Annotated in this window: 16 protein-coding genes; 4 read left to right on the top strand and 12 right to left on the bottom strand. The window is 73.8% G+C overall.

Annotation, left to right across the window (positions count from 1 at the left end):
- Positions 1–234 precede the first annotated feature (234 nt).
- From SNOUR_RS11290 to SNOUR_RS11265, 6 genes are all read right to left on the bottom strand, one after another.
- Positions 235–633 (bottom strand): PIN domain-containing protein, encoded by a 399-nt coding sequence (locus SNOUR_RS11290; protein WP_067346188.1) that lies wholly within the window; start codon positions 631–633, stop codon positions 235–237.
- A 116-nt stretch (positions 634–749) separates the two neighbouring features.
- Entirely contained in the window at positions 750–2,900 is a 2,151-nt protein-coding gene (locus SNOUR_RS11285) for a 3-hydroxyacyl-CoA dehydrogenase NAD-binding domain-containing protein (RefSeq protein ID WP_067346186.1), read from the bottom strand.
- Positions 2,897–4,111 (bottom strand): thiolase family protein, encoded by a 1,215-nt coding sequence (locus tag SNOUR_RS11280; protein WP_067346184.1) that lies wholly within the window; start codon positions 4,109–4,111, stop codon positions 2,897–2,899. The genes SNOUR_RS11285 and SNOUR_RS11280 overlap by 4 nt, the downstream gene beginning before the upstream one ends.
- 243 nt (positions 4,112–4,354) lie before the next feature.
- Positions 4,355–5,629, bottom strand: a complete 1,275-nt coding sequence (locus SNOUR_RS11275) for an HRDC domain-containing protein (RefSeq protein WP_079142526.1) — start codon at positions 5,627–5,629, stop codon at positions 4,355–4,357.
- An 80-nt stretch (positions 5,630–5,709) separates the two neighbouring features.
- Entirely contained in the window at positions 5,710–6,372 is a 663-nt protein-coding gene (locus tag SNOUR_RS11270; RefSeq protein ID WP_016573641.1) for a response regulator transcription factor, read from the bottom strand.
- 284 nt (positions 6,373–6,656) lie between these two features.
- Positions 6,657–7,313: a DUF3000 domain-containing protein gene (locus SNOUR_RS11265; RefSeq protein WP_067346180.1), complete on the bottom strand. Its 657-nt coding sequence runs from the start codon at positions 7,311–7,313 to the stop codon at positions 6,657–6,659.
- Between the two features lie 102 nt (positions 7,314–7,415).
- Here SNOUR_RS11265 and hemE point away from each other — a divergent pair, with 102 nt between their 5' ends.
- A complete protein-coding gene (gene hemE, locus SNOUR_RS11260) occupies positions 7,416–8,483 on the top strand; it encodes a uroporphyrinogen decarboxylase (RefSeq protein ID WP_067346177.1) in 1,068 nt (355 codons plus the stop codon).
- A 31-nt stretch (positions 8,484–8,514) separates the two neighbouring features.
- Here the strand turns inward: hemE and SNOUR_RS11255 are convergent, their stop codons facing one another.
- Both SNOUR_RS11255 and SNOUR_RS11250 read right to left on the bottom strand, forming a co-directional pair.
- On the bottom strand, positions 8,515–9,915 hold the full coding sequence (locus tag SNOUR_RS11255) for an FAD-dependent oxidoreductase (RefSeq protein ID WP_067346175.1): 1,401 nt from the start codon (positions 9,913–9,915) through the stop codon (positions 8,515–8,517).
- Between the two features lie 136 nt (positions 9,916–10,051).
- A complete protein-coding gene (locus tag SNOUR_RS11250) occupies positions 10,052–11,509 on the bottom strand; it encodes an aldehyde dehydrogenase family protein (protein WP_067346173.1) in 1,458 nt (485 codons plus the stop codon).
- A 413-nt stretch (positions 11,510–11,922) separates the two neighbouring features.
- On the opposite strand from SNOUR_RS11250, the gene SNOUR_RS11245 reads away from it, so the two are divergent.
- Complete coding sequence (locus SNOUR_RS11245; RefSeq protein ID WP_067358055.1) at positions 11,923–12,876, top strand: IS481 family transposase; 954 nt, start codon at positions 11,923–11,925, stop codon at positions 12,874–12,876.
- On the opposite strand, the gene SNOUR_RS11240 is transcribed toward SNOUR_RS11245, so the two are convergent.
- Both SNOUR_RS11240 and SNOUR_RS11235 read right to left on the bottom strand, forming a co-directional pair.
- A complete protein-coding gene (locus tag SNOUR_RS11240; protein WP_067346172.1) occupies positions 12,873–14,081 on the bottom strand; it encodes a thiolase family protein in 1,209 nt (402 codons plus the stop codon). The two genes, SNOUR_RS11245 and SNOUR_RS11240, sit on opposite strands and share 4 nt — an antisense overlap.
- A gap of 109 nt (positions 14,082–14,190) precedes the next feature.
- On the bottom strand, positions 14,191–15,327 hold the full coding sequence (locus SNOUR_RS11235) for a DUF4349 domain-containing protein (protein ID WP_079142522.1): 1,137 nt from the start codon (positions 15,325–15,327) through the stop codon (positions 14,191–14,193).
- Between the two features lie 199 nt (positions 15,328–15,526).
- Here SNOUR_RS11235 and hemG point away from each other — a divergent pair, with 199 nt between their 5' ends.
- On the top strand, positions 15,527–16,990 hold the full coding sequence (hemG, locus tag SNOUR_RS11230; protein ID WP_067358129.1) for a protoporphyrinogen oxidase: 1,464 nt from the start codon (positions 15,527–15,529) through the stop codon (positions 16,988–16,990).
- 2 nt (positions 16,991–16,992) lie between these two features.
- Positions 16,993–17,730 (top strand): hydrogen peroxide-dependent heme synthase, encoded by a 738-nt coding sequence (gene hemQ, locus SNOUR_RS11225; RefSeq protein WP_067346168.1) that lies wholly within the window; start codon positions 16,993–16,995, stop codon positions 17,728–17,730.
- A gap of 76 nt (positions 17,731–17,806) precedes the next feature.
- Here hemQ and SNOUR_RS11220 read toward each other — a convergent pair whose 3' ends face one another.
- Positions 17,807–19,516, bottom strand: coding sequence for an alpha/beta hydrolase (locus tag SNOUR_RS11220; protein WP_312632539.1), 1,710 nt, complete (start codon positions 19,514–19,516; stop codon positions 17,807–17,809).
- A gap of 136 nt (positions 19,517–19,652) precedes the next feature.
- On the bottom strand, positions 19,653–20,429 hold the full coding sequence (locus tag SNOUR_RS11215) for a TIGR04222 domain-containing membrane protein (RefSeq protein ID WP_067346165.1): 777 nt from the start codon (positions 20,427–20,429) through the stop codon (positions 19,653–19,655).
- Positions 20,430–20,455: the final 26 nt, after the last annotated feature.

The raw sequence follows: 20,455 nt of genomic DNA, 5'->3' as shown, positions 1-20,455 counted from the left end.
CCGGGTCCGCGGCGTCTGGTACGGCACCTCGCCGCGTTGCCGAAACGCCCCAATAGCTCCGCTATCGAGCCGCTCCGGCGCCTTGCGATGCACCGCACCAGACGCCGCGGCCTTGCCGACCCTGACCCATCGGACAGGCCCTAGCGCGGCCCGACCCGGCCCGGGGGTTCGCACCGCTCCGCCCGCCGCCCGGCGCGTACCTGCCCGGGCGGCCGCAGGCGCCGCTCTCGGCGGCTACGGAGCCCCGCTCCGCCCCCTGCCGCCCCACACCGCCCGCGGGCCCGTCACGCGGGCGCCCAGCGCCTGTACGCGTGTGCGCAGCCCGCGGTCCGCGGTGACCACCAGGCAGTCCCGTCCCGCGCCCTCTTCGGCGACCAGCCGCACGATCGCGTCGTCGCCGCTGCCGTCCGCCGACACCACCCGCACACCCGGCACCGACGCCACCCCGCGCGCGGCGCCCTCCACCACCAGCAGCAGTTCCAGCGGTGGTTCGACCAGCCCCGGCAGGCCCGCCTCGGCACAGCCGGGCAGCGCGTCCCGCAGCCGCTCGGCCGCGCCGCGCCGGTCCCGCCACCAGCCGTCGGGCACCGAGCCGACGACGTTCGCGGCATCGACAACGACCAAGGAATCCATGCCGTCAGCCTGCCACGGACGGCACCGCCGGCGGCCCCGCCCGCCGCACGCGAAAGGCGCGCGGACCGGCTCCACCCAGCCGGTCCGCGCGCCAACTTCCGTGGGGCGGGAGTCCCTTACGCGGGAACGCTCGCGACGCCCGGGGCCAGGAACTTCCGGCCCGTCACCCGCTCGGAGACGCCCTCACGGTCCAGGTACGGCGTGATGCCGCCCAGGTGGAAGGGCCAGCCGGCGCCGGTGATCAGGCACAGGTCGATGTCCTGCGCCTCGGCCACCACGCCCTCGTCCAGCATCAGCCGGATCTCCTGCGCGACGGCGTCCAGCACCCGGTCGCGGACCTGCTCCTCGGTCAGCACCGCGTCGCCCTGCTTGAGCAGCGCGGCGACCTCCGGGTCCAGCTCCGGCTTGCCGGAGTCGTAGACGTAGAAGCCGCGCTTGCCGGCCTCGACGACGGCCTTGAGGTTCGGGGAGACCGTGAAGCGCTCCGGGAAGGCGCCGTGCAGCGTCTCGGAGACGTGCAGGCCGATCGCCGGGCCGACCAGCTCCAGCAGGACCAGCGGCGACATCGGCAGGCCCAGGGGCTCGACCGCCTTCTCGGCGACCTCGACCGGGGTGCCCTCGTCGATGACGTTCTGGATCTCGCCCATGAAGCGGGTCAGGATGCGGTTGACGACGAACGCCGGGGCGTCCTTCACCAGCACGGCCGTCTTCTTCAGCGACTTGGCGACCGCGAAGGCGGTGGCCAGCGACGCGTCGTCGGTCTTCTCCGCCCGGACGATCTCCAGCAGCGGCAGGATCGCGACCGGGTTGAAGAAGTGGAAGCCCACGACCCGCTCGGGGTGCTTCAGCTTCGAGGCCATCTCGGTGACCGACAGCGAGGAGGTGTTGGTGGCGAGGATGGCGTGCTCCGGCACCACCGCCTCGACCTCGGCGAACACCTGCTGCTTGACGCCCATCTCCTCGAAGACGGCCTCGATGACGAAGTCCGCGTCGCCGAACGCCGCGGCCTTGTCGAGGTGGCCGCTGACCAGGCCCTTGAGGCGGTTCGCCTTGTCCTGGTTGACCCGGCCCTTGAGCAGCAGCTTGTCGATCTCGCCGTGGACGTACTCCACGCCCTTGTCGATCCGCGCCTGGTCGATGTCGGTGAGGACGACCGGGACCTCCAGGCGGCGGGCGAACAGCAGCGCCAGCTGGGAGGCCATCAGGCCGGCGCCGACGACGCCCACCTTGGTGACCGGCCGCGCCAGCGACTTGTCCGGCGCGCCGGCCGGGCGCTTGGCGCGCTTCTGCACCAGGTTGAACGCGTAGATGCCGGAGCGCAGCTCGCCGCCCATGATGAGGTCGGCGAGCGCCACGTTTTCAAGATCAAACAGCGTCTCGGCGTCGAAGCCCTCGCGGGCGGAGCCCGCGTTCTTGGCGGCCGCGATGATCTCCAGCGCGCGGTAGGCGGCCGGGGCCGCGCCGTGCACCTTGCTGTCCGCGATCGCCGTGCCGCGCTGCACGGCGGCGTCCCACGCCTCGCCGCGGTCGATCTCGGGACGGGCGACCTCGGTCTCGCCCTTGAGCACGGCGGCGGTCCAGTCCAGCGACCGCTCCAGGAAGTCCGCGCCCTCGAAGAGCGCGTCCGCGATGCCCAGGTCGAAGACCTGCTCGCCCTTGAGCTGCTTGTTCTGGTTGAGCGAGTTCTCGATGATCACGCTCACCGCGCGGTCCGCGCCGATGAGGTTCGGCAGCAGCGCGCAGCCGCCCCAGCCGGGGACCAGGCCGAGGAAGACCTCGGGCAGCGAGAACGCCGGCAGCGCCTTGGAGACGGTGCGGTAGGTGCAGTGCAGACCGACCTCGACACCGCCGCCCATCGCGGCGCCGTTGTAGTACGCGAAGGTCGGCACGGCCAGCGCCGACAGCCGCTTGAAGACGTCGTGGCCGCCCTTGCCGATGGCCAGCGCGTCCTCGTGGCGCTTGAGCAGCTCGACGCCCTTGAGGTCGGCGCCCACGGCGAAGATGAACGGCTTGCCGGTGATGCCGGCGCCGACGATCTCGCCGTCCGCGGCCTCCTTCTCGACCTGGTCGATCGCGACGTTGAGGTTCGCCAGCGACTGCGGGCCGAAGGTGGTCGGCTTGGTGTGGTCCAGGCCGTTGTCCAGCGTGATGAGCGCGAACCGGCCCGCGCCCTTGGGGAGGTCGAGGTGGCGCACGTGCGCCTGCGTCACGACCTCGTCCGGGAACAGCTCGGCCGCACCCTTCAACAGTTCAGCGGTGGTGCTCACTTGCCCTCCCAGTGCGGGTTTTCCCAGATGACCGTGCCGCCCATGCCGAAGCCGACGCACATGGTGGTGAGGCCGTAGCGGACCTCGGGCTGCTCTTCGAACTGCCGCGCCAGCTGCGTCATCAGACGCACGCCGGACGACGCCAGCGGGTGACCGAAGGCGATCGCGCCGCCGTACTGGTTGACCCGCGGGTCGTCGTCGGCGATGCCGTAGTGGTCGAGCAGCGAGAGCACCTGGACGGCGAACGCCTCGTTGATCTCGAACAGGCCGATGTCGTCGATCGTCAGACCGGCCTTGGCCAGCGCCTTCTCGGTCGCCGGGACCGGGCCGATGCCCATCACCTCGGGCTCGACGCCCGCGAAGGCGTAGTCCACCAGGCGCATCTTGACGGGCAGGCCCAGCTCGCGGGCCACGTCCTCGGCGGCGATCAGCGAGGCGGTGGCGCCGTCGTTGAGGCCGGCGGCGTTGCCCGCGGTCACCCGGCCGTGCGGGCGGAACGGGGTCTTCAGACCCGACAGGTTCTCCAGCGTGGTGCCCGGGCGCATCGGCTCGTCGGCGGTGGCCAGGCCCCAGCCCGTCTCGCCGCCCTCGGGGGAGGTGCGGCGCACCGAGATCGGCACCAGGTCGGCCTGGATCTTGCCGTCGGCGTACGCCTTCGCGGCCTTCTCCTGGCTGCGCACCGCGTACTCGTCGGCGCGCTGCTTGGTGAGGTGCGGCAGCCGGTCGTGGAGGTTCTCCGCCGTCATGCCCATGAAGAGCGCGGACTGGTCGACCAGCTTCTCCGACACGAAGCGCGGGTTGGGGTCCACGCCCTCGCCCATCGGGTGCCGGCCCATGTGCTCGACACCGCCGGCCACGGCGACGTCGTACGCGCCGAAGGCCACCCCGCCGGCGACGCTGGTCACCGCGGTCATCGCGCCGGCACACATCCGGTCGACGGAGAAACCGGGCACGGACTTCGGCAGCCCCGCCAGGATGGCGGCGGTGCGGCCCAGGGTCAGGCCCTGGTCGCCGATCTGGGTGGTGGCGGCGAGGGCGACCTCGTCGATCCGGGCCGGGTCCAGGTCCGGGTTGCGGCGCAGCAGCTCCCGGATGCACTTGACGACCAGGTCGTCGGCGCGGGTCTCGTGGTAAATGCCCTTCGGGCCCGCCTTGCCGAACGGGGTGCGGACGCCGTCGACGAAGACGACGTCCCTAGCGGTACGAGGCACGTTGGCTCTCCTCCAGGTGCGGGATGGCACTGCTGCAAGCGCGCCCCGGAGGACGCGTCACACGCCCATGCTACTTACGGGTAACCAAGCTGCACACCCCCCTCGCCCGGAGCGGCGAACGTCACACCGCCCGGTGGCCGGAACCCTCCGGGTGTCGCGGATGCGAAGGCCGCCGGGAACGCGGACGGCCCCGGCCGCGCGGTGCTGCGCGGCCGGGGCCGTCGGTGGTGTCGCGGGGCCCGGTCAGGAGCCGCCTGCCAGCAGGGCCTCGGTGAGGAGCGGTGCGACCAGCTCGATCTGCCAGGGACGGGCGCCGTGTCCGGCCAGGACTTCGGCGACCGTCTCCGGGGTCGGGCCGGCCGGCGGCTCCCAGCAGAGCCTGCGGACGGTGTCCGGGGTGATGAGGTTCTCCTGGGGGAGGTTCAGCTGCTCGGCGAGCGTGGTCACCGCCGTGCGGGCGGCCGACAGCCGGGCGGCGGCGGCCGGGTCCTTGTCGGCCCACGAGCGGGGCGGCGGCGGGCCGTTGAACGGCTGGCCGGGCTGCGGAAGCTCGTTCTCCGGCAGCGCCCGGGCACGGTCCACGGCGGCCTGCCACTGCTCCAGCTGGCGCCGGCCCATCCGGTGCCCGAACCCGGACAGCGCGGCCAGCGCGTGGGTGTTGGGCGGGAGTTGGAGCGCGGCCTCGATGATCGCGGCGTCGCCGAGCACCTTGCCGGGGGAGACGTCGCGCCGCTGGGCGACCTGGTCGCGCAGCGTCCACAGCTCCCGTACGACCGCCATCTGCCGGCGCCGGCGCACCTTGTGCATGCCGGACGTGCGGCGCCAGGGGTCCTTGCGGGGCGGCGGCGGGGGAGCGGTGGCGATGGCCGCGAACTCCTGCCGGGCCCACTCCAGCTTTCCCTGGCGGTCCAGCTCCTCCTCCAGCGCGTCCCGCAGGTCCACCAGCAGCTCGACGTCGAGCGCGGCGTAGCGCAGCCACGGATCGGGCAGCGGGCGGGTGGACCAGTCGACGGCGGAGTGGCCCTTCTCCAGGGCGTAGCCGAGGACGTTCTCGACCATGGCGCCCAGGCCGACCCGGGCGAAGCCGGCCAGTCGCCCGGCCAGCTCGGTGTCGAACAGCTTGGTGGGGACCATCCCTATGTCGCGCAGACAGGGCAGATCCTGGGTGGCGGCGTGCAGCACCCACTCGGTGTCGCGGATCGTCCCGCCGAGGGCGGAGAGATCGGGGCAGCCGACCGGGTCGATCAACACGCTGCCGGCGCCCTCGCGGCGCAGCTGGACCAGGTAGGCGCGCTGGCCGTAGCGGTAGCCGGAGGCGCGCTCGGCGTCCACGGCGACCGGACCGCGACCGGCCTGGAAGGCGGCGACGACCTCGGCGAGCGCCTCGGATGTGGCGGTCACCGGGGGAATGCCCTCGCGGGGTTCCAGTAGGGGTTCCGGCGCCGGTCGGGAATCCGGAGGCGATTCTCCGGGTGCTCGCAGTGTCGTGTCTGCTGCGGTCTTTTGGGCGTCGGTCACCAGTCAAGGGTATCTGTGTATGCACGTCGCCCGTCGGGGGAATGTTCCCTCGACGGGCGAGAAGGGTCGGGAAGCGGGGTTCAGTGGATGATGCCGGTGCGCAGCGCGACCGCCACCATCCCGGCGCGGTCGCCGGTGCCGAGCTTGCGCGCGATCCGGGCGAGGTGGCTCTTGACGGTCAGCGCCGACAGCCCCATCGACACCCCGATGGCCTTGTTGGACTGGCCCTCCGCCACCAGCCGCAACACCTCCACCTCGCGCCCCGACAGCTCGCGGTAGCCGCCGGGGTGGCCCGGTGCGCCCGGCGGGCGGCGCTGCATCCGGGCCGCGTTGGCGCCGATCGGCGCGGCGCCCGGCCGGCCCGGCAGGCCCAGGTTGGTGCGGGTGCCGGTGACGACGTAGCCCTTGACGCCGCCGGCGAGGGCGTTGCGCACGGCGCCGATGTCGTCGGCGGCGGACAGCGCGAGGCCGTTGGGCCAGCCGGCCGCCCGCGTCTCGGACAGCAGGGTCAGGCCGGAGCCGTCGGGAAGGTGGACGTCGGCCACGCAGATGTCGCGTGGGTTGCCGACGCGGGGGCGGGCCTCCGCGATGGACGACGCCTCGATCACGTCACGTACGCCGAGGGCCCACAGGTGACGGGTGACGGTGGAGCGGACGCGAGGGTCGGCCACGACGACCATGGCGGTCGGCTTGTTCGGGCGGTAGGCGACCAGGCTTGAAGGCTGCTCAAGGAGAACTGACACCGGGCCTCCTGGGGAGTGGCGGGGACGGAAGCCGGCTGGGGAAAGCCGGAATGATCCGTGTTTGAAGGGTCACTGACCTCTTCGGCAGCAATCCGGCAGGACTTTAGAGTTTGATCACGATTTAGTTAGGGGCAATTCGGGCAAATCGGATGCGTGAGCGATCAAGGTGAGCATGGAGTGCACACCGAGGTGATCACAGGCGTACGGAAACGGCGAGGTGCCGCACTTCCGGACATCCCGGGCGTGCGGCACCTCGCCGTCGTACGGACTGGGCGGACGACTCCTCAGCGGGCCTGCGGGCCGCGGCGCTGCGGCAGCGCCACCACCCCGCCGCGCGGCGCCGGGTCGACCGGGGCCGGCGGCAGCCCCGCCACCTGGCACAGCAGATCGCACCACGCCGACAGGTGCGCCGCGAGATCGGGCACCCCGCCCGGCCCCTCGGCCGGTGTCCATGAGGCCCGGATCTCGATCTGGGTCGCCGGCTCCCGTGCCGCGAGCCCGCCGAAGTAGTAGGACCCGGCCCGGGTGACCGTGCCGCTCGGCGCGCCGTACTGCACCCCGCGCGCCTCCAGTGCCCCGGTCAGCCAGGACCACGAGACTTCGGGCAGCAGCGGGTCGGCGCCCATCTCCGGCTCCAGTTCCGCGCGGGCCAGCGTCACCACCCGGAACGTGCCCTGCCAGGTCTCGTCGCCGGCCGGCTGATGGAGCACCACCAGCCGGCCGTCCGCCAGGTCCCGGTCCTCGCCGTCCGGCCCCGCCCCGCGTTCGACGACCGCGGCCTCCAGCGCGTAGGCGTACGGGGCGAGGCGTTTGGGTGCGGGTGTCGGGTCGGTCTCGATCTCCGGCCGCAGTCGTGCCGCGCGAAGCGCCTCGACCGCCTGACGGAAGGGGATCGGGGTCTCGTCCGCGCTGTCCGCGAGGTGTTCTTGAGCCGCAGCCATGCCCGGAAGGGTAGGCGGAAGACGCCGCTCATACGCGGAGGACACCCGGTGCGCGCGTCGCCCATTCGGAGGTGCCGTCGGGCGCATGCGAAGATTTGCCGCGTGAGCGCCAACGATGCCCTTGCGGGCCAGCAGCAGACCGCGACGTACGACTCGGCTTTCCTCAGGGCGTGCCGGCGCGAGCCGGTGCCGCACACGCCGGTGTGGTTCATGCGCCAGGCCGGTCGTTCGCTCCCCGAGTACCGCAAGGTCCGCGAGGGCATCGCGATGCTGGACTCCTGCACGCGGCCCGAGCTGGTCACCGAGATCACGCTGCAGCCGGTGCGCCGGCACGGCGTGGACGCCGCGATCTACTACAGCGACATCGTGGTGCCCCTGAAGGCCATCGGCGTCGACCTCGACATCAAGCCCGGCATCGGCCCGGTCGTCGAGAACCCCATCCGCAGCCGCGCCGACCTGGAGCAGCTGCGCGCCCTGGAGCCCGGTGACGTCTCCTACGTCACCGAGGCCATCGGCATGCTCACCCGCGAGCTGGGCGCCACCCCGCTGATCGGCTTCGCCGGCGCCCCGTTCACCCTCGCCAGCTACCTCGTCGAGGGCGGCCCGTCCCGCAACCACGAGCACACCAAGGCCCTGATGTACGGCGACCCGCAGCTGTGGGCCGACCTGCTCGACCGGCTCGCGGACATCACCACCGCCTTCCTCAAGGTCCAGATCGAGGCCGGCGCGAGCGCGGTGCAGCTCTTCGACTCCTGGGTCGGCGCGCTCTCCCCGGCCGACTACCGGCGCGCGGTGATGCCGGCCTCCGCCAAGGTCTTCGACGCCGTCGCCGGCTACGGCGTCCCGCGGATCCACTTCGGCGCCGGCACCGGCGAGCTCCTCGGCCTGCTGGGCGAGGCCGGCGCGGACGTGGTCGGCGTCGACTGGCGGGTCCCGATGGACGAGGCGGTCCGCCGGGTCGGCCCCGGCAAGGCGCTCCAGGGCAACCTCGACCCGGCCGTGCTCTTCGCCCCCCGCGAGGCCGTCGAGACCAAGGCCCGCGAGGTCCTCGACGCCGCCGCCGGCCTCCCCGGTCACGTCTTCAACCTCGGCCACGGCGTGCTCCCCAACACCGACCCGGAGGCGCTGACCCGCCTCGTCGAGTACGTCCACACGCAGACCGCGCGCTGAGCGGCCGAGCCGGGGGTGGGCCCACCCCCGGCTAACGCGGGCCGGTGCTCCCGGCCGCCCGCACCGCCGCGTCCGCCTTGCGGGCCGCCACCAGGACCGGGTCCCAGACCGGCGAGAAAGGCGGGGCGTACCCCAGGTCCAGGGCGGTCATCTGCTCCACCGTCATCCCCGCGGTGAGCGCCACCGCGGCGATGTCCACCCGCTTCGCGGCGCCTTCCCGCCCGACGATCTGCACCCCCAGCAGCCGCCCGGTGCGCCGCTCGGCGAGCATCTTCACGTGCATCGGGCGGGCTTCGGGGTAGTAGCCCGCGCGGCTGGTCGACTCGATGGTGACGGTGACGAACTGCAGCCCCGCCGCCCGGGCCTGGCTCTCCAGCAGCCCGGTGCGGGCGATCTCCAGGTCGCAGACCTTGCTGACGGCCGTGCCGACGACACCAGGGAAGGTCGCGTAGCCGCCGGCCACATTGGCGCCGATCACCTGGCCGTGCTTGTTGGCGTGGGTGCCCAGCGCGATGTGCCGGTGCTCCCCGGTGACCAGGTCGCGCACCTCGACGCAGTCCCCGCCCGCCCAGACGTGCTCCTGGCCGGCCACCCGCAGCGCCAGATCGGTGCGCAGCCCCCCGGACGCGCCCAGCGGCAGCCCGGCCGCCTCGGCCAGGGCGGTCTCCGGGCGGACGCCCAACCCCAGCACGACCACGTCGGCCGGGTACTCGGCGTCCTCCGTGGCCACCGCCCGGGCCCGGCCCTCGTCATCGTCGGTCAGCACCCCGGTGACCCGCGCACCGGTCACCACCTCGATGCCCATCCCGCACATCGCGGTGCGCACCAGCGCCCCCATGTCCGGGTCGAGGGTGGACATCGGCTGCGCGCCCTGGTCCAGGACCGTGACCTGGAAGCCGCGGTGGACCAGCGCCTCGGCCATCTCCACGCCGATGTACCCGGCGCCGATCACCACCGCCCGCCGGCCCGGTGCGCCGCGCAGGCCGTACAGCAGACGCTGTCCGTCGTCCAGCGTCTGCACCCCGTACACGCCCGGTGCGTCGATCCCCGGCAGCGGCGGGCGCACCGGGCGCGCCCCGGTCGCCACCACCAGCTTGTCGAAGCCGGTCCACGCCTCCCGGCCGCCGTCCGCCAGGTCCCGGCTGCGCACCCGGCCCCGGTCCAGGTCGATCTCGGTGACCTCGGTGCGCAGCCGCAGGTCGATGTCCCGGGCCCGGTGCTCCTCGGCGGTGCGGGCGATCAGTGCGTCCGGGCCGTCCACCACGCCGCCCACCCAGTACGGGATGCCGCAGGCCGAGTACGAGGTGAAGTGGCCGCGTTCGAAGGCCGTGACGGCCAGTGCCTCGGGCCCCTTGTGGCGGCGGGCCTGTGAGGCGGCGGCCATCCCCGCCGCATCGCCGCCGATGACCACCAGCCGCTCCGGCGTCGCCATCCCCGTTTCCTTTCGTCCGTTGTCGCTCTTCGCCGGCGTCCGGTTCGTTTCCGCGCGCTCCGGTCCGTTCCATGATCGCCGTGCTCCGGTCCGTCGCGCGGCACCGGCGGTTCCCGAGCGGACCGCGCGGGCCGGCTCAGAAGGGGTAGGCGGCCGGGGTGGCGCGCACCGTGGTCCAGCGGGTCTCGGTGAACGCGTCGAGGTTGGCCTCGCCGCCGAAGCGGGAGCCGGTACCGGAGTCCGCCAGTCCGCCGAAGGCGGCCACCGGCTCGTCGTTGACGGTCTGGTCGTTGATGTGCAGCAGACCGGTGGGGATCCGGTCGGCCAGCTCCAGGGCGCGGGCCGCGTCGCGGGTGACGACGCCCAGCGCCAGCCCGTAGGACGACTCGTTGGCCAGCGCCACCGCCTCGTCGAGGGTCCGGAAGGCGCGGACCGGGGCCACCGGGCCGAACACCTCCTCGCAGTAGGCGGGGGACGCGCCCACCGAGCCGGGCCCGGTGGCGTCCGGGTCCGCGTCGGCGAGGACCGTCGGCCGGTAGAACAGCCCGTGATGGGTGCCGCCGGCGGCGATCCGCACGCCCGCGGCGGCGCTCTCCCGGACCAGCGCATCGATCTTGCACAGCTGTCCGCGGTCGATGACCGGGCCGAGGTGGACCTGCGCGCGGAACGGGTCCCCGACGGTCAGCGCGTCCGCCTTCGCCGCCAGCCGCGCCACGTACTCCTCGTAGCGCGAGGCATGGACGAGATGGCGGCCCGCCGTCATGCAGACCTGTCCCTGATGGAAGAACGACGCCCAGGCGGCGGTGGACATCGCGGCGTCCAGGTCGGCGTCCTCCAGCACCAGGAACGCGCTGTTGCCGCCCAGTTCCAGATGGGCCCGCTTGAGGTGCTGCGCGGCCAGCGCGCCGACGCTGCGGCCGGCCGCGGTCGAGCCGGTGAAGGAGACGACCCGTACCCGCGGGTCCGCCACCAGCGATCGCCCGACGTCCGCGCCGCCGGGCAGCACGTGCAACAGCCCCTCCGGCAGGCCGGCCTCGGCGAAGACCGCCGCGAGGACGTGCCCGCCGCACACCGCGGTGCGCGGATCGGGCTTGAGCACCACGGCGTTGCCCAGCGCCAGGGCCGGCGCGACGGACCGGACGGCGAGGATCAGCGGGACGTTGAACGGCGCGATCACCCCGACCACGCCGGCCGGCACCCGGGTGGTGTACGACAGCCGCGGCGCCCCCGAGGGCAGCACCTGGCCGAGCGGACGGTGCGCGAGCGCGGCGGCCTCGTAGCACTCCTCGGCCGCGGTGCGCAGTTCGAACTCGGCCTTGCCGCGGACGCTGCCGGCCTCCCGGACGATCCACTCGCCGATCTCCGCGGCGTGCTGCTGGAGCAGATCGCCGGCCCGGCGCAGCACCGCGGCCCGCTCCGGGTACGGCCTGCGCGCCCAGTCCCGCTGTGCCGCGGCGGCCGTGGCAGCGGCGTCCGTGACGTCGGTGGGCGCGGCCAGCATCAGGGTGGCCAGCACCTCGCCCGTCGCGGGCTCCACCGCCTCGGCGGGGTCGCCGTGCAGGGAGAGCCAGTCCTTGGGATCGAGCAGGGCCATCGCGCCAACCTCCGTGAGCACCGGGACAGTTGATTGATGAACGAGTGTGCCCCATGGCGGCGGCGCGCGCCCGCCGGACGACCGAACCCCGACCTCCCGACGGGCCGCCCAGGTCGACAGAGCGACCTAGGGCGCTTCTGATGGATCTCCGCGGCGTCGCGGCGCCTGCCACGCACGCTCGCGGCGTTGCCGAAATGCCCCCATAGCTCCGCTATGAAGACATCCCGGCGCCTTGCGATCGCACGCACCAGGCGCCGCTCCTTCTTCCACGGAGATCCATCAGAAGCGCCCTAGCTGTTCTGTCCGGGGAGGTTGTGGACGGGTGAGCCAGGTCTCGGCTGGGGGATCTTGAACGGGTGAGGGCCTTCCGGTTCGGTGTGGATTGCGACGTCTACACCGACAGAAAGGCCCTCATGCCCCACCGTAATGCACCCCTGACCGAGACCGGACGCCTGCGCCTGGCCCGCTGTGTGGTCGAGGACGGCTGGCCCCTGCGCAGGGCAGCCGAACGTTTCCAGGTCTCCCCGACCACGGCCCAGCGATGGGCAGACCGCTACCGTCAGCTCGGCGAGGCGGGCATGGCCGACCACTCCAGCCGCCCGCACCGCAGCCCGGGACGAACCCCGACCCGCACCGAACGGCGGATCATCAAGGTCCGCCTCCTGCGCCGGTGGGGCCCCGCCCGCATCGCGGGCCTGCTCCACCTGGTGCCGTCCACCGTGCACCGCGTCCTGACCCGCTTCGGTCTGGCCCGCCTGTCCCACCTCGACCGTGCCACCGGCCGTGCGATACGCCGCTACGAGCGTGAACGACCAGGAGAGTTGGTGCACGTGGACATCAAGAAGCTCGGCAACATTCCCGACGGCGGCGGCCACAAGGCGCTCGGCCGGCAAGCAGGCCGCAAGACCCGCTCGAACGCCGGCTACAGCTACATCCACACCGCCGTCGACGACCACTCCCGCCTCGCCTACAGCGAGATCCACACCGACGAGCGCAAAGAGACCGCCACCGCCTTCTGGCAACGCGCCCAGGCGTTCTTCACCCAGGCAGGGATCACCGTCGAGCGGGTCCTGACCGACAACGGCTCCTGCTACCGCTCACACGACTGGCGGGACGCGCTGGCAGCGGCCGGGATCACCCACAAGCGCACCCGGCCCTACCGACCCCAGACCAACGGCAAAGTCGAACGCCTCAACCGCACCCTGCTCGACGAATGGGCCTACGCCCGCCCCTACCGCTCGGAAACCGAACGACGCGAAGCCTTCCCACAATGGCTACACACCTACAATCACCACCGCGGACACACCGCACTCGCAGGCCAACCACCCGCCAGCCGCGTCCCCAACCTCACAGGGCAATACACCTAGCGCTCCAGCACCATCGCCAGCCCCTGCCCCACCCCGATGCACAGTGCCGCCAGCCCGGTGCCCGAACCCTGTGCGGCGAGTTGGTGGGCCACCGCGCCGGCGAGCCGGGCCCCGGAGGCGCCCAGCGGGTGCCCGATGGCGATGGCGCCGCCGCGTGGATTGACCACGGTGGGGTCGAGATCCGGCCACTGGGCGAGGCAGCCCAGCGCCTGGGCCGCGAACGCCTCGTTCAGCTCGCAGACCGCCAGATCGCCGAAGCCCCGCCCGGCCCGCTCCAGCGCCCGTCGGACCGCCTCCACCGGGCCGAGCCCGAACAGCTGCGGCTCGATACCGGTCACCGCGCTCGCCCGTACCCGGGCCAGCGGCTCCCGTCCGGTGGCCCGCAGCCCCTCCTCGCTGACCAGCAGCAGCGCCGCCGCGCCGTCGTTGAGCGGCGAGGAGTTGCCGGCGGTGACCGTGCCGCCCTCGCTGCGGAACGCCGGCTTCAGCCTGGAGAGCGCCTCCAGCGAGGAGTTCTCCCGGACGGTCTCGTCGCGCGCCAGTTCCGCCCCCGGCACCGGCACGACCTCCGCGTCGTAGTCGCCCGCCGCCCAGGCCCGGACCGCCTTCTGGTGGCTGGCCAGCGCGAACACGTCCTGCTGTTCGCGGGTGATGCCGTGCTTGTCGGCGATCAGCTCGGCGCCCTCGCCCAGCGGGACCGTCCACTCCGGCGCCATCCGCGGATTGACCATCCGCCAGCCCAGCGTCGAGGAGAACATCTCCTGGTGGCCCGCGGGGAAGGCCCGGTCCGGCTTGCGCAGTACGTACGGCGCCCGGCTCATCGACTCCACACCGCCGGCCACCGCGATCTCCGCGTCGCCGTGCGCGACGGCGCGGGCCGCCTGGATGACCGCCTCCAGCCCGGACCCGCACAGCCGGTTGACGGTCACCCCGGGGACACTGGCCGGCAGCCCGGACAGCAGCACGGCCATCCGCGCGACGTTGCGGTTGTCCTCGCCCGCGCCGTTGGCGTCGCCGAAGTAGACGTCGTCGATCCGCGCCGGATCGAGCTCCGGGGTGCGGTCCACCAGGGCGCGCACCACATGGGCGGCGAGGTCGTCGGGGCGCATCCCGGCCAGCGCGCCGCCGTATTTGCCGACCGGGGTCCGTACCGCGTCGACGATGTAGACGTCCCGCACGGCGTCCGGTGCGTGTGGCTCGGTCATCAGGCTGTGTCCTCGCTGTCTTCGCTGTCCTCGCGGTACCGGCTCGGCGGCCGGGCGGTACGAAGATCGCCACCCGCCGCCCCGAGTCTTTGCCCGGCACCGCCCGGTGTCAACGGGGCGGCCGGTCACCTTCACCGGACGCGCCGGACCGGCCGGTCTCCCCGGTTCCGCCCGACTCGCCGGGCGTCCCGGGCGTCCCGGTCGTATGGGACGTCTTGACCGTCCCGGACGTCTCGGCCGGGGTGACCCGGTCCGTCCCGGCCGCTTCCGCGGGGCCGGTGTCCGAGGCGCGGGTGTCCGTAGGGCCGGTGTCCGTGCCCCCGTCGGTCTCCGTGGGGCGCCGCCCGCCGGGCCGGGTGCCCGCCGGCCGGCCGCGGACCGCCCGCCACAGCGCGTACCCGCCCGCCGCGACGGCCGCGAACGGCAGTGCCCCGGCGAGCGCCACCAGCACCCAGCGCACCGCCGCGGTGAAGGCGTGCCAGGCGTCGGACAGCGCGTCCCCGAAGGAGGTGCCGTCGTCCGGCCGGGGATCGGTGGCGGCGCCGGGCTGCCGCAGCAGCAGCGTGACGGTGGCCGTCCCGGTGCGGTCCTTGAGGGACTTCAGCTGGGCCTCCAGGGACTCCAGGTCGGCCTCCCGGGTGCTCAGTTCGGACTCCAGGGCGGTGATGTCGCCGATCGAGGACGCCCGGTCCATCAGCGCCCGGATCCGCTCGACGCTCGCCCGCTGCGACTTCACCCGGCTGTCGACGTCCACCACCTGGTCGGTGACGTCCTTGGCGGAGACCTCGCGGGTGAGGACCTTGCCCAGCCCGGACAGCCGCGTCAGCAGCGCGTCGTAGTGCTCCGGCGGCACCCGCAGCACCAGCTTCGAGCGGTCCCGGCCGTCGGCGTCCCGGTCGGTGGTCTCGTCGGCCGCGTAGCCGCCCGCGTCCTCGACGGCGCCGCGCGCCCTGGTGAGCGCCGTGGCGACGTCCGCGGTCTGCACGGTCAGCGTCGCGGTCCGGATGATCTGCGCCTGCGCCGGCTTCACCGGCGTGTCCGCCGCGGTGCCCCCGCCGGTACGTCGGACGGTCCCGCCGGCCCGTGCGTCGGACTGCTGCCGGGCCGCCCCCGCCGCTCCCTTGCCGGGCCCCGCCGCGTCGATCGCCGCGCCGGGCCCGTTCGCCGCACCGCACCCGGCGGCCGCCAGCGACACGGCCAACACCGCCGCCGCCCCGGCAACCCGCCGTCCCCGTGATCCGCGCATGACAGACCGTTCCCCTTCCGCGTCGTCGGCCGCCGGGCCGCGCGGACTTGGGGCGGCCCGGTCAACTGGCCGGCTCGTGACGCCGGTTCGACGGGGAGCCCCGGCAGCGGGTTGCCGTTCCGGGATCTCGAAGAGGTCACGGTCCCGCTGCCCGGACCGGCTCCCGGGCGCCGGAACCGGCTCTGAGAGAGTGGAGGACATGAGCACAGCGCACAGCGGTACGGGCGGCGCGCCCGGTCATGTCGTGGTCGTCGGCGGCGGTGTCGCGGGGCTGGCCGCCGCGCACCGGCTGCTGGCGGGAGGGGCCCGGGTGACCCTCCTGGAGGCGTCGGAGCGCCTGGGAGGCAAGCTGCTGGCCGGTGACATCGCGGGCGTGCCGGTCGATCTCGGCGCCGAATCGATGCTGGCCCGGCGGCCGGAGGCGGTGGAGCTGGCGCGGGCCGTGGGCCTGGCCGACCGGCTCCAGCCGCCCGGCACCGCCACCGCCTCCCTGTGGACCCGCGGTGCGCTGCGCCCGATGCCCAAGGGGCACGTCATGGGCGTCCCCGGCGACCTCGGGCCGCTCGCCGCCTCCGGCGTCCTCTCCCCGGAGGGCCTGGCGCGCATCGAGGAGGACCGGACGCTGCCGACGACCGAGGCCGGCGCCGACATCGGGGTCGGCGCGTACGTCGCGGCCCGGCTCGGCCGGGAGGTCGTCGACCGGCTCGTCGAGCCGCTGCTCGGCGGGGTCTACGCGGGCGACGCCTACCGCATCTCGATGCGCGCCGCCGTCCCGCAGCTCTTCGAGGCGGCCCGGCGCGGCGGTTCGCTGATCGAGGGCGTCCGGGGCATCCAGGAGCGCGCCGCGGCCGCCGTGCCCGAGGGGCCGGCCGCGACCGGCCCGGTATCGGTCTTCATGGGCATCGCCGGCGGCATCGGGACGCTGCCGGGCGCGGTCGCCGACGCGGTGCGCCGCTCGGGCGGCGAGATCCTGCTGCGCACGCCGGTGCGCGAGCTGCGCTGGACCGCCGCGGACGGCTGGCGCATCCAGGCCGGCGACCGGGTGCTCGCCGCCGACGCGGTGGTCCTGGCCGCGCCCGCGCCGGCCGCCGAACGCCTGCTGCGTGCCGGCTCCCCGGCCGCCGCCGCCGAACTGGCCGCCGTCGAGTACGCCTCGATGGCGCTGGTCACCATGGCCTTCCGGCGCGCCGACCTGACGGCCGTTCCGCACGGCAGCGGCTTCCTCGTCCCGCCGGTCGACGGCCACCGGATCAAGGCGTCGACCTTCGCCAGCCACAAGTGGAACTGGATCGCCGAGGCCGACCCGGACCTCTTCGTGCTGCGCACCTCCCTCGGCCGGTACGGCGACGAGGCCGACCTGGAGCGCGACGACGCCGAACTGGTCGCCCTCTCCCTCGCCGACCTCGGCGAGGCGGTCGGCCTGACCGCCCGGCCGGTGGCCACCACCGTCACCCGCTGGGACGGCGGGCTGCCGCAGTACGCCGTCGGCCATGTGGACCGGGTGGCGCGGATCCGGGCCGCGGTCGCCGGACTGCCGGGCCCGCTGCGGGTCTGCGGCGCGCTCTACGACGGCGTCGGCATCCCGGCGTGCATCGCCTCCGCGCACCGGGCCGCCGACGAGGTCCTCGGGACCCTGACGGCGCTCGCCGGCGGCGGCGAGTGAGAATGGACGACATGACAGACGCTTCCACCCCCGCCTCCGACAAGATCCCCAACGCCGGCAAGAAGGCCAAGGACCTCAACGAGGTCATCCGCTACACCCTCTGGTCGGTCTTCAAGCTGCGCGACGTCCTCCCCGAGGACCGGTCCGGCTACGCCGCCGAGGTCGAGGAGCTGTTCGCCCAGCTCGCCGCCAAGGACGTGGTGGTCCGCGGCACCTACGACCTCTCCGGGCTGCGCGCCGACGCCGACGTGATGATCTGGTGGCACTCGGAGAACTCCGACGACCTCCAGGAGGCGTACAACCGCTTCCGCCGCACCCGTCTGGGCCGCGCGCTGGAGCCGGTCTGGTCGAACATGGCGCTGCACCGTCCCGCCGAGTTCAACAAGTCGCACATCCCGGCCTTCCTGGCCGACGAGCACGCCCGCGACTACGTGAGCGTCTACCCGTTCGTGCGCTCCTACGACTGGTACCTCCTCCCCGACGAGGACCGCCGCCGGATGCTCGCCGACCACGGCAAGATGGCCCGCGGCTTCCCCGACGTCCGCGCCAACACCGTCGCCTCCTTCTCGCTCGGCGACTACGAGTGGATCCTCGCCTTCGAGGCCGACGAGCTCCACCGCATCGTCGACCTGATGCGTCACCTGCGCGGCTCCGAGGCGCGCCGGCACGTCCGCGAGGAGATCCCGTTCTACACCGGCCGCCGCAAGCCGGTCGCCGAGCTGGTCGCCGGCCTGGCCTGACCGGTCGGACACCCCGGAACACGGAGGTCGGGGCCGCCCCCGAAGGGACGGCCCCGACCTCCACGCTCCGGGGCGGCTACCGTCCCTTCACCTGCTGCACCAGCGTCGGCCGGGCCCGCTGGAGCGGCTGCCCCGGCACCGGCTCGGCGCGCGGTCCGCAGTACGACCGGTGCCCGGGGACCTGCCCGCGCAGCAGGTACGTCTCGACGTAGGCGTTCACACAGAGGTTCTCGCCGTACGCGATGCCGTGGGTGCCCGCGGCCCGCTCGGTCACCAGGGACGAGCCGGGCAGCCGCCGCTGCAGCTCCAACGCGCCCGGGTAGGGGGTGGCCGCGTCCCGTTCGGCGGCCAGCAGCAGCACCGGCGGCAGCGCGCCGGGCTCGGTGCGGATGTCCAGCGGGCGGCCCCGCCCGTACAGCGCGTCGTCCAGGTCGGTGTCGGCGGCCTGCTGGGAGGCGTGGGCCAGGGCGTCCCCGGCCGACGCGCCCTTGACGGCCCGCTGGGTGGTGGTGCGGATCGCCTCCTCGACGCCGGCCTGCGCCGACTGCCGGCGCTCCGGCCAGAAGGCGCACGGCAGGTTCATCCAGGCGTTGTCCCAGGTCTCGAACGGCGCGGTGCGGGCGAGGGCGGTGTTGTCCCGGTCCCAGACGTGCCAGTTGCGCGGCCAGGCCGAGTCGTTGCACTCGACGGCGGTGTAGACGGCGTTGGCGTTCTCCTCGCCCTGGCCGTCCCCGGAGGGCAGTGCCTGGGCGATCAACAGCTGGGCGTCGCCGCGCAGGTACTTCGACAGCGCCTCGGCGCGCATCGGCCAGAACGCGTCGTTGTAGCCGGTCTTGAGGTACGCCGCCTGGAGCTGCCCGGGGCCGATCTTCCCGTTGACCGGCGCGTGCCGCAGCCGCTGGATGACGGTGTCGTAGGAGTGCTGCACCGCCTGCTTGTCGGATCCCAGGTGGTAGGTGGCGTCGTGCTTGGCGACCCAGCGCAGCCAGTCGCCCCAGCGGCGCTCGAAGGCGACGCTCTGGTCGAGGTTGTTCTGGTACCAGATCTGCCGGGGATCGGGGTTGACCACGCTGTCGAAGACCATCCGGCGGACATGGCCGGGGAACAGCGTCGCGTAGACCGCCCCGAAGTACGTCCCGTAGGACGCGCCCATGAACGTCAGCTTCTTCTCGCCGAGCGCCGCCCGCAGCATGTCCAGGTCCCGGGCGTTGTTGACCGAGTTGTAGAACGGCAGGTCGGCGCCGGCCCGTTGGGCGCAGCCGTGGGCGTACGCCTTCGCCTCCGCCACCTTCTTCTGCTTGAAGGACTCGCTGGGGTACCGCGGGCTGTCCGTGGGCGCCTTGGTGAAGTCCTTGGGGTCCTGGCAGGACAGCGGGGCGCTGCGCCCCACCCCGCGCGGCGCATAGCCGACGAAGTCGTAGGCGCGGGCGGTCCGGCGCCAGGTCGGCAGCGCGCCGTAGAGGGGGAACTGCATGCTGGACGCGCCGGGGCCGCCGGGGTTGAAGACCAGGGCGCCCTGCCGTTCCGCGGACGAGGTGGCCCGGGTCCGGCTGACGGTCAGCTTGATCTGCTTGCCGTGCGGCCGGGCGTAGTCGAGCGGGACGGTGAGCGTGCCGCACTCGACGGAGGCCGGCAGGTGCTCCACGCCCGCGCACCGGCCGAAGGCGAGGGGGTGAACGGGGGCGGGCGGCGCCGCCGGGTCGGGGGCGGCGCCGCCGGCTGGTGCGGAGGCGAGGCCGGTCAGGACCAGCGACCCGAGGGCGCCGTACAACGCAAGTGCTCTCACGAGCCGTCCCTTCGTATGGTGCGCGGTGCGGGGCTCCGTGGAGGGGCTCGCTGCACGGGGTCGCACGGTGGGCATACAAAAGGGATAGTTGGGCCAACCGAGGGCGAAGTAAAGCACCGTACGACGGTGTCGGACGCTATGCCCCGGAAGAGTGGAGCGCCGCGCGCAAACCGGGATCGACGAGCACGGCGGGTCCGTGCAGGGCGAGTCCCGTCAGGCCGGCCGGTGCCGGCGCCGGGCGTCTGTCCCGCACGCCGGGGTGCTCCTGCCGCAGCCGTGCCGCGCCGGCCTCGGTGGCCCAGCCGGTGGACGGGCGGGACTCCGCGCGGGCGATGGCCCAGGTGCCGAGGGTGAGGATCAGCGGGAGCGCGAACCACGCCAGCACCAGCCGGTCGGGCTCGCCGGACGGGGCCGTCCAGTAGGTCGCGCCGGCGGCCGACAGCACCACGAGCGCGGCGCCGCGGACCTGGCGGACCGCGGTGCGGATCGCGGCGGGCGCCGCGAGACCGGCGTCGACCAGCCGGTCGGCCAGCCCCCGGACCGCGTCGGTGCCGGACAGGGCGGTCCGGACGTCGGGTATGCGGCACTGTCCCTCGGGGCCGATGGCGGTGAGCGCGGCCCGCTCGACGGGGTCCTGGCCGACCGGGTCGACGACCGTGGCCCAGCCGGTGTGGGCGAGGTGCAGCCGCCGCTGTTGGGCCATGAGGACGAGCACCACGTCGGCGAGTCGGTGCGGGCCGCCGGAGAGGTAGGCCGTCTCGTACAGGGTCAGCCCGGCGTGGGCGTCGTCGGAGTCCGGCGGGGTGTCCTGGGTGCGCTGCCGGGCCTGGCCGGTGACGACCGCCGTGCGGCAGACCCGGACACAGGAGACGACCGCCGCCACCCAGGCGAGCAGGAGGAAGAGGAGCCACATAGCGGACGTTCTACGGGACGGCGGGC

It is taken from the genome of Streptomyces noursei ATCC 11455 (genome assembly GCF_001704275.1).
Classification (GTDB): Bacteria; Actinomycetota; Actinomycetes; order Streptomycetales; family Streptomycetaceae; genus Streptomyces; species Streptomyces noursei.
This window is presented reverse-complemented; position numbering and strand designations above follow the sequence as displayed.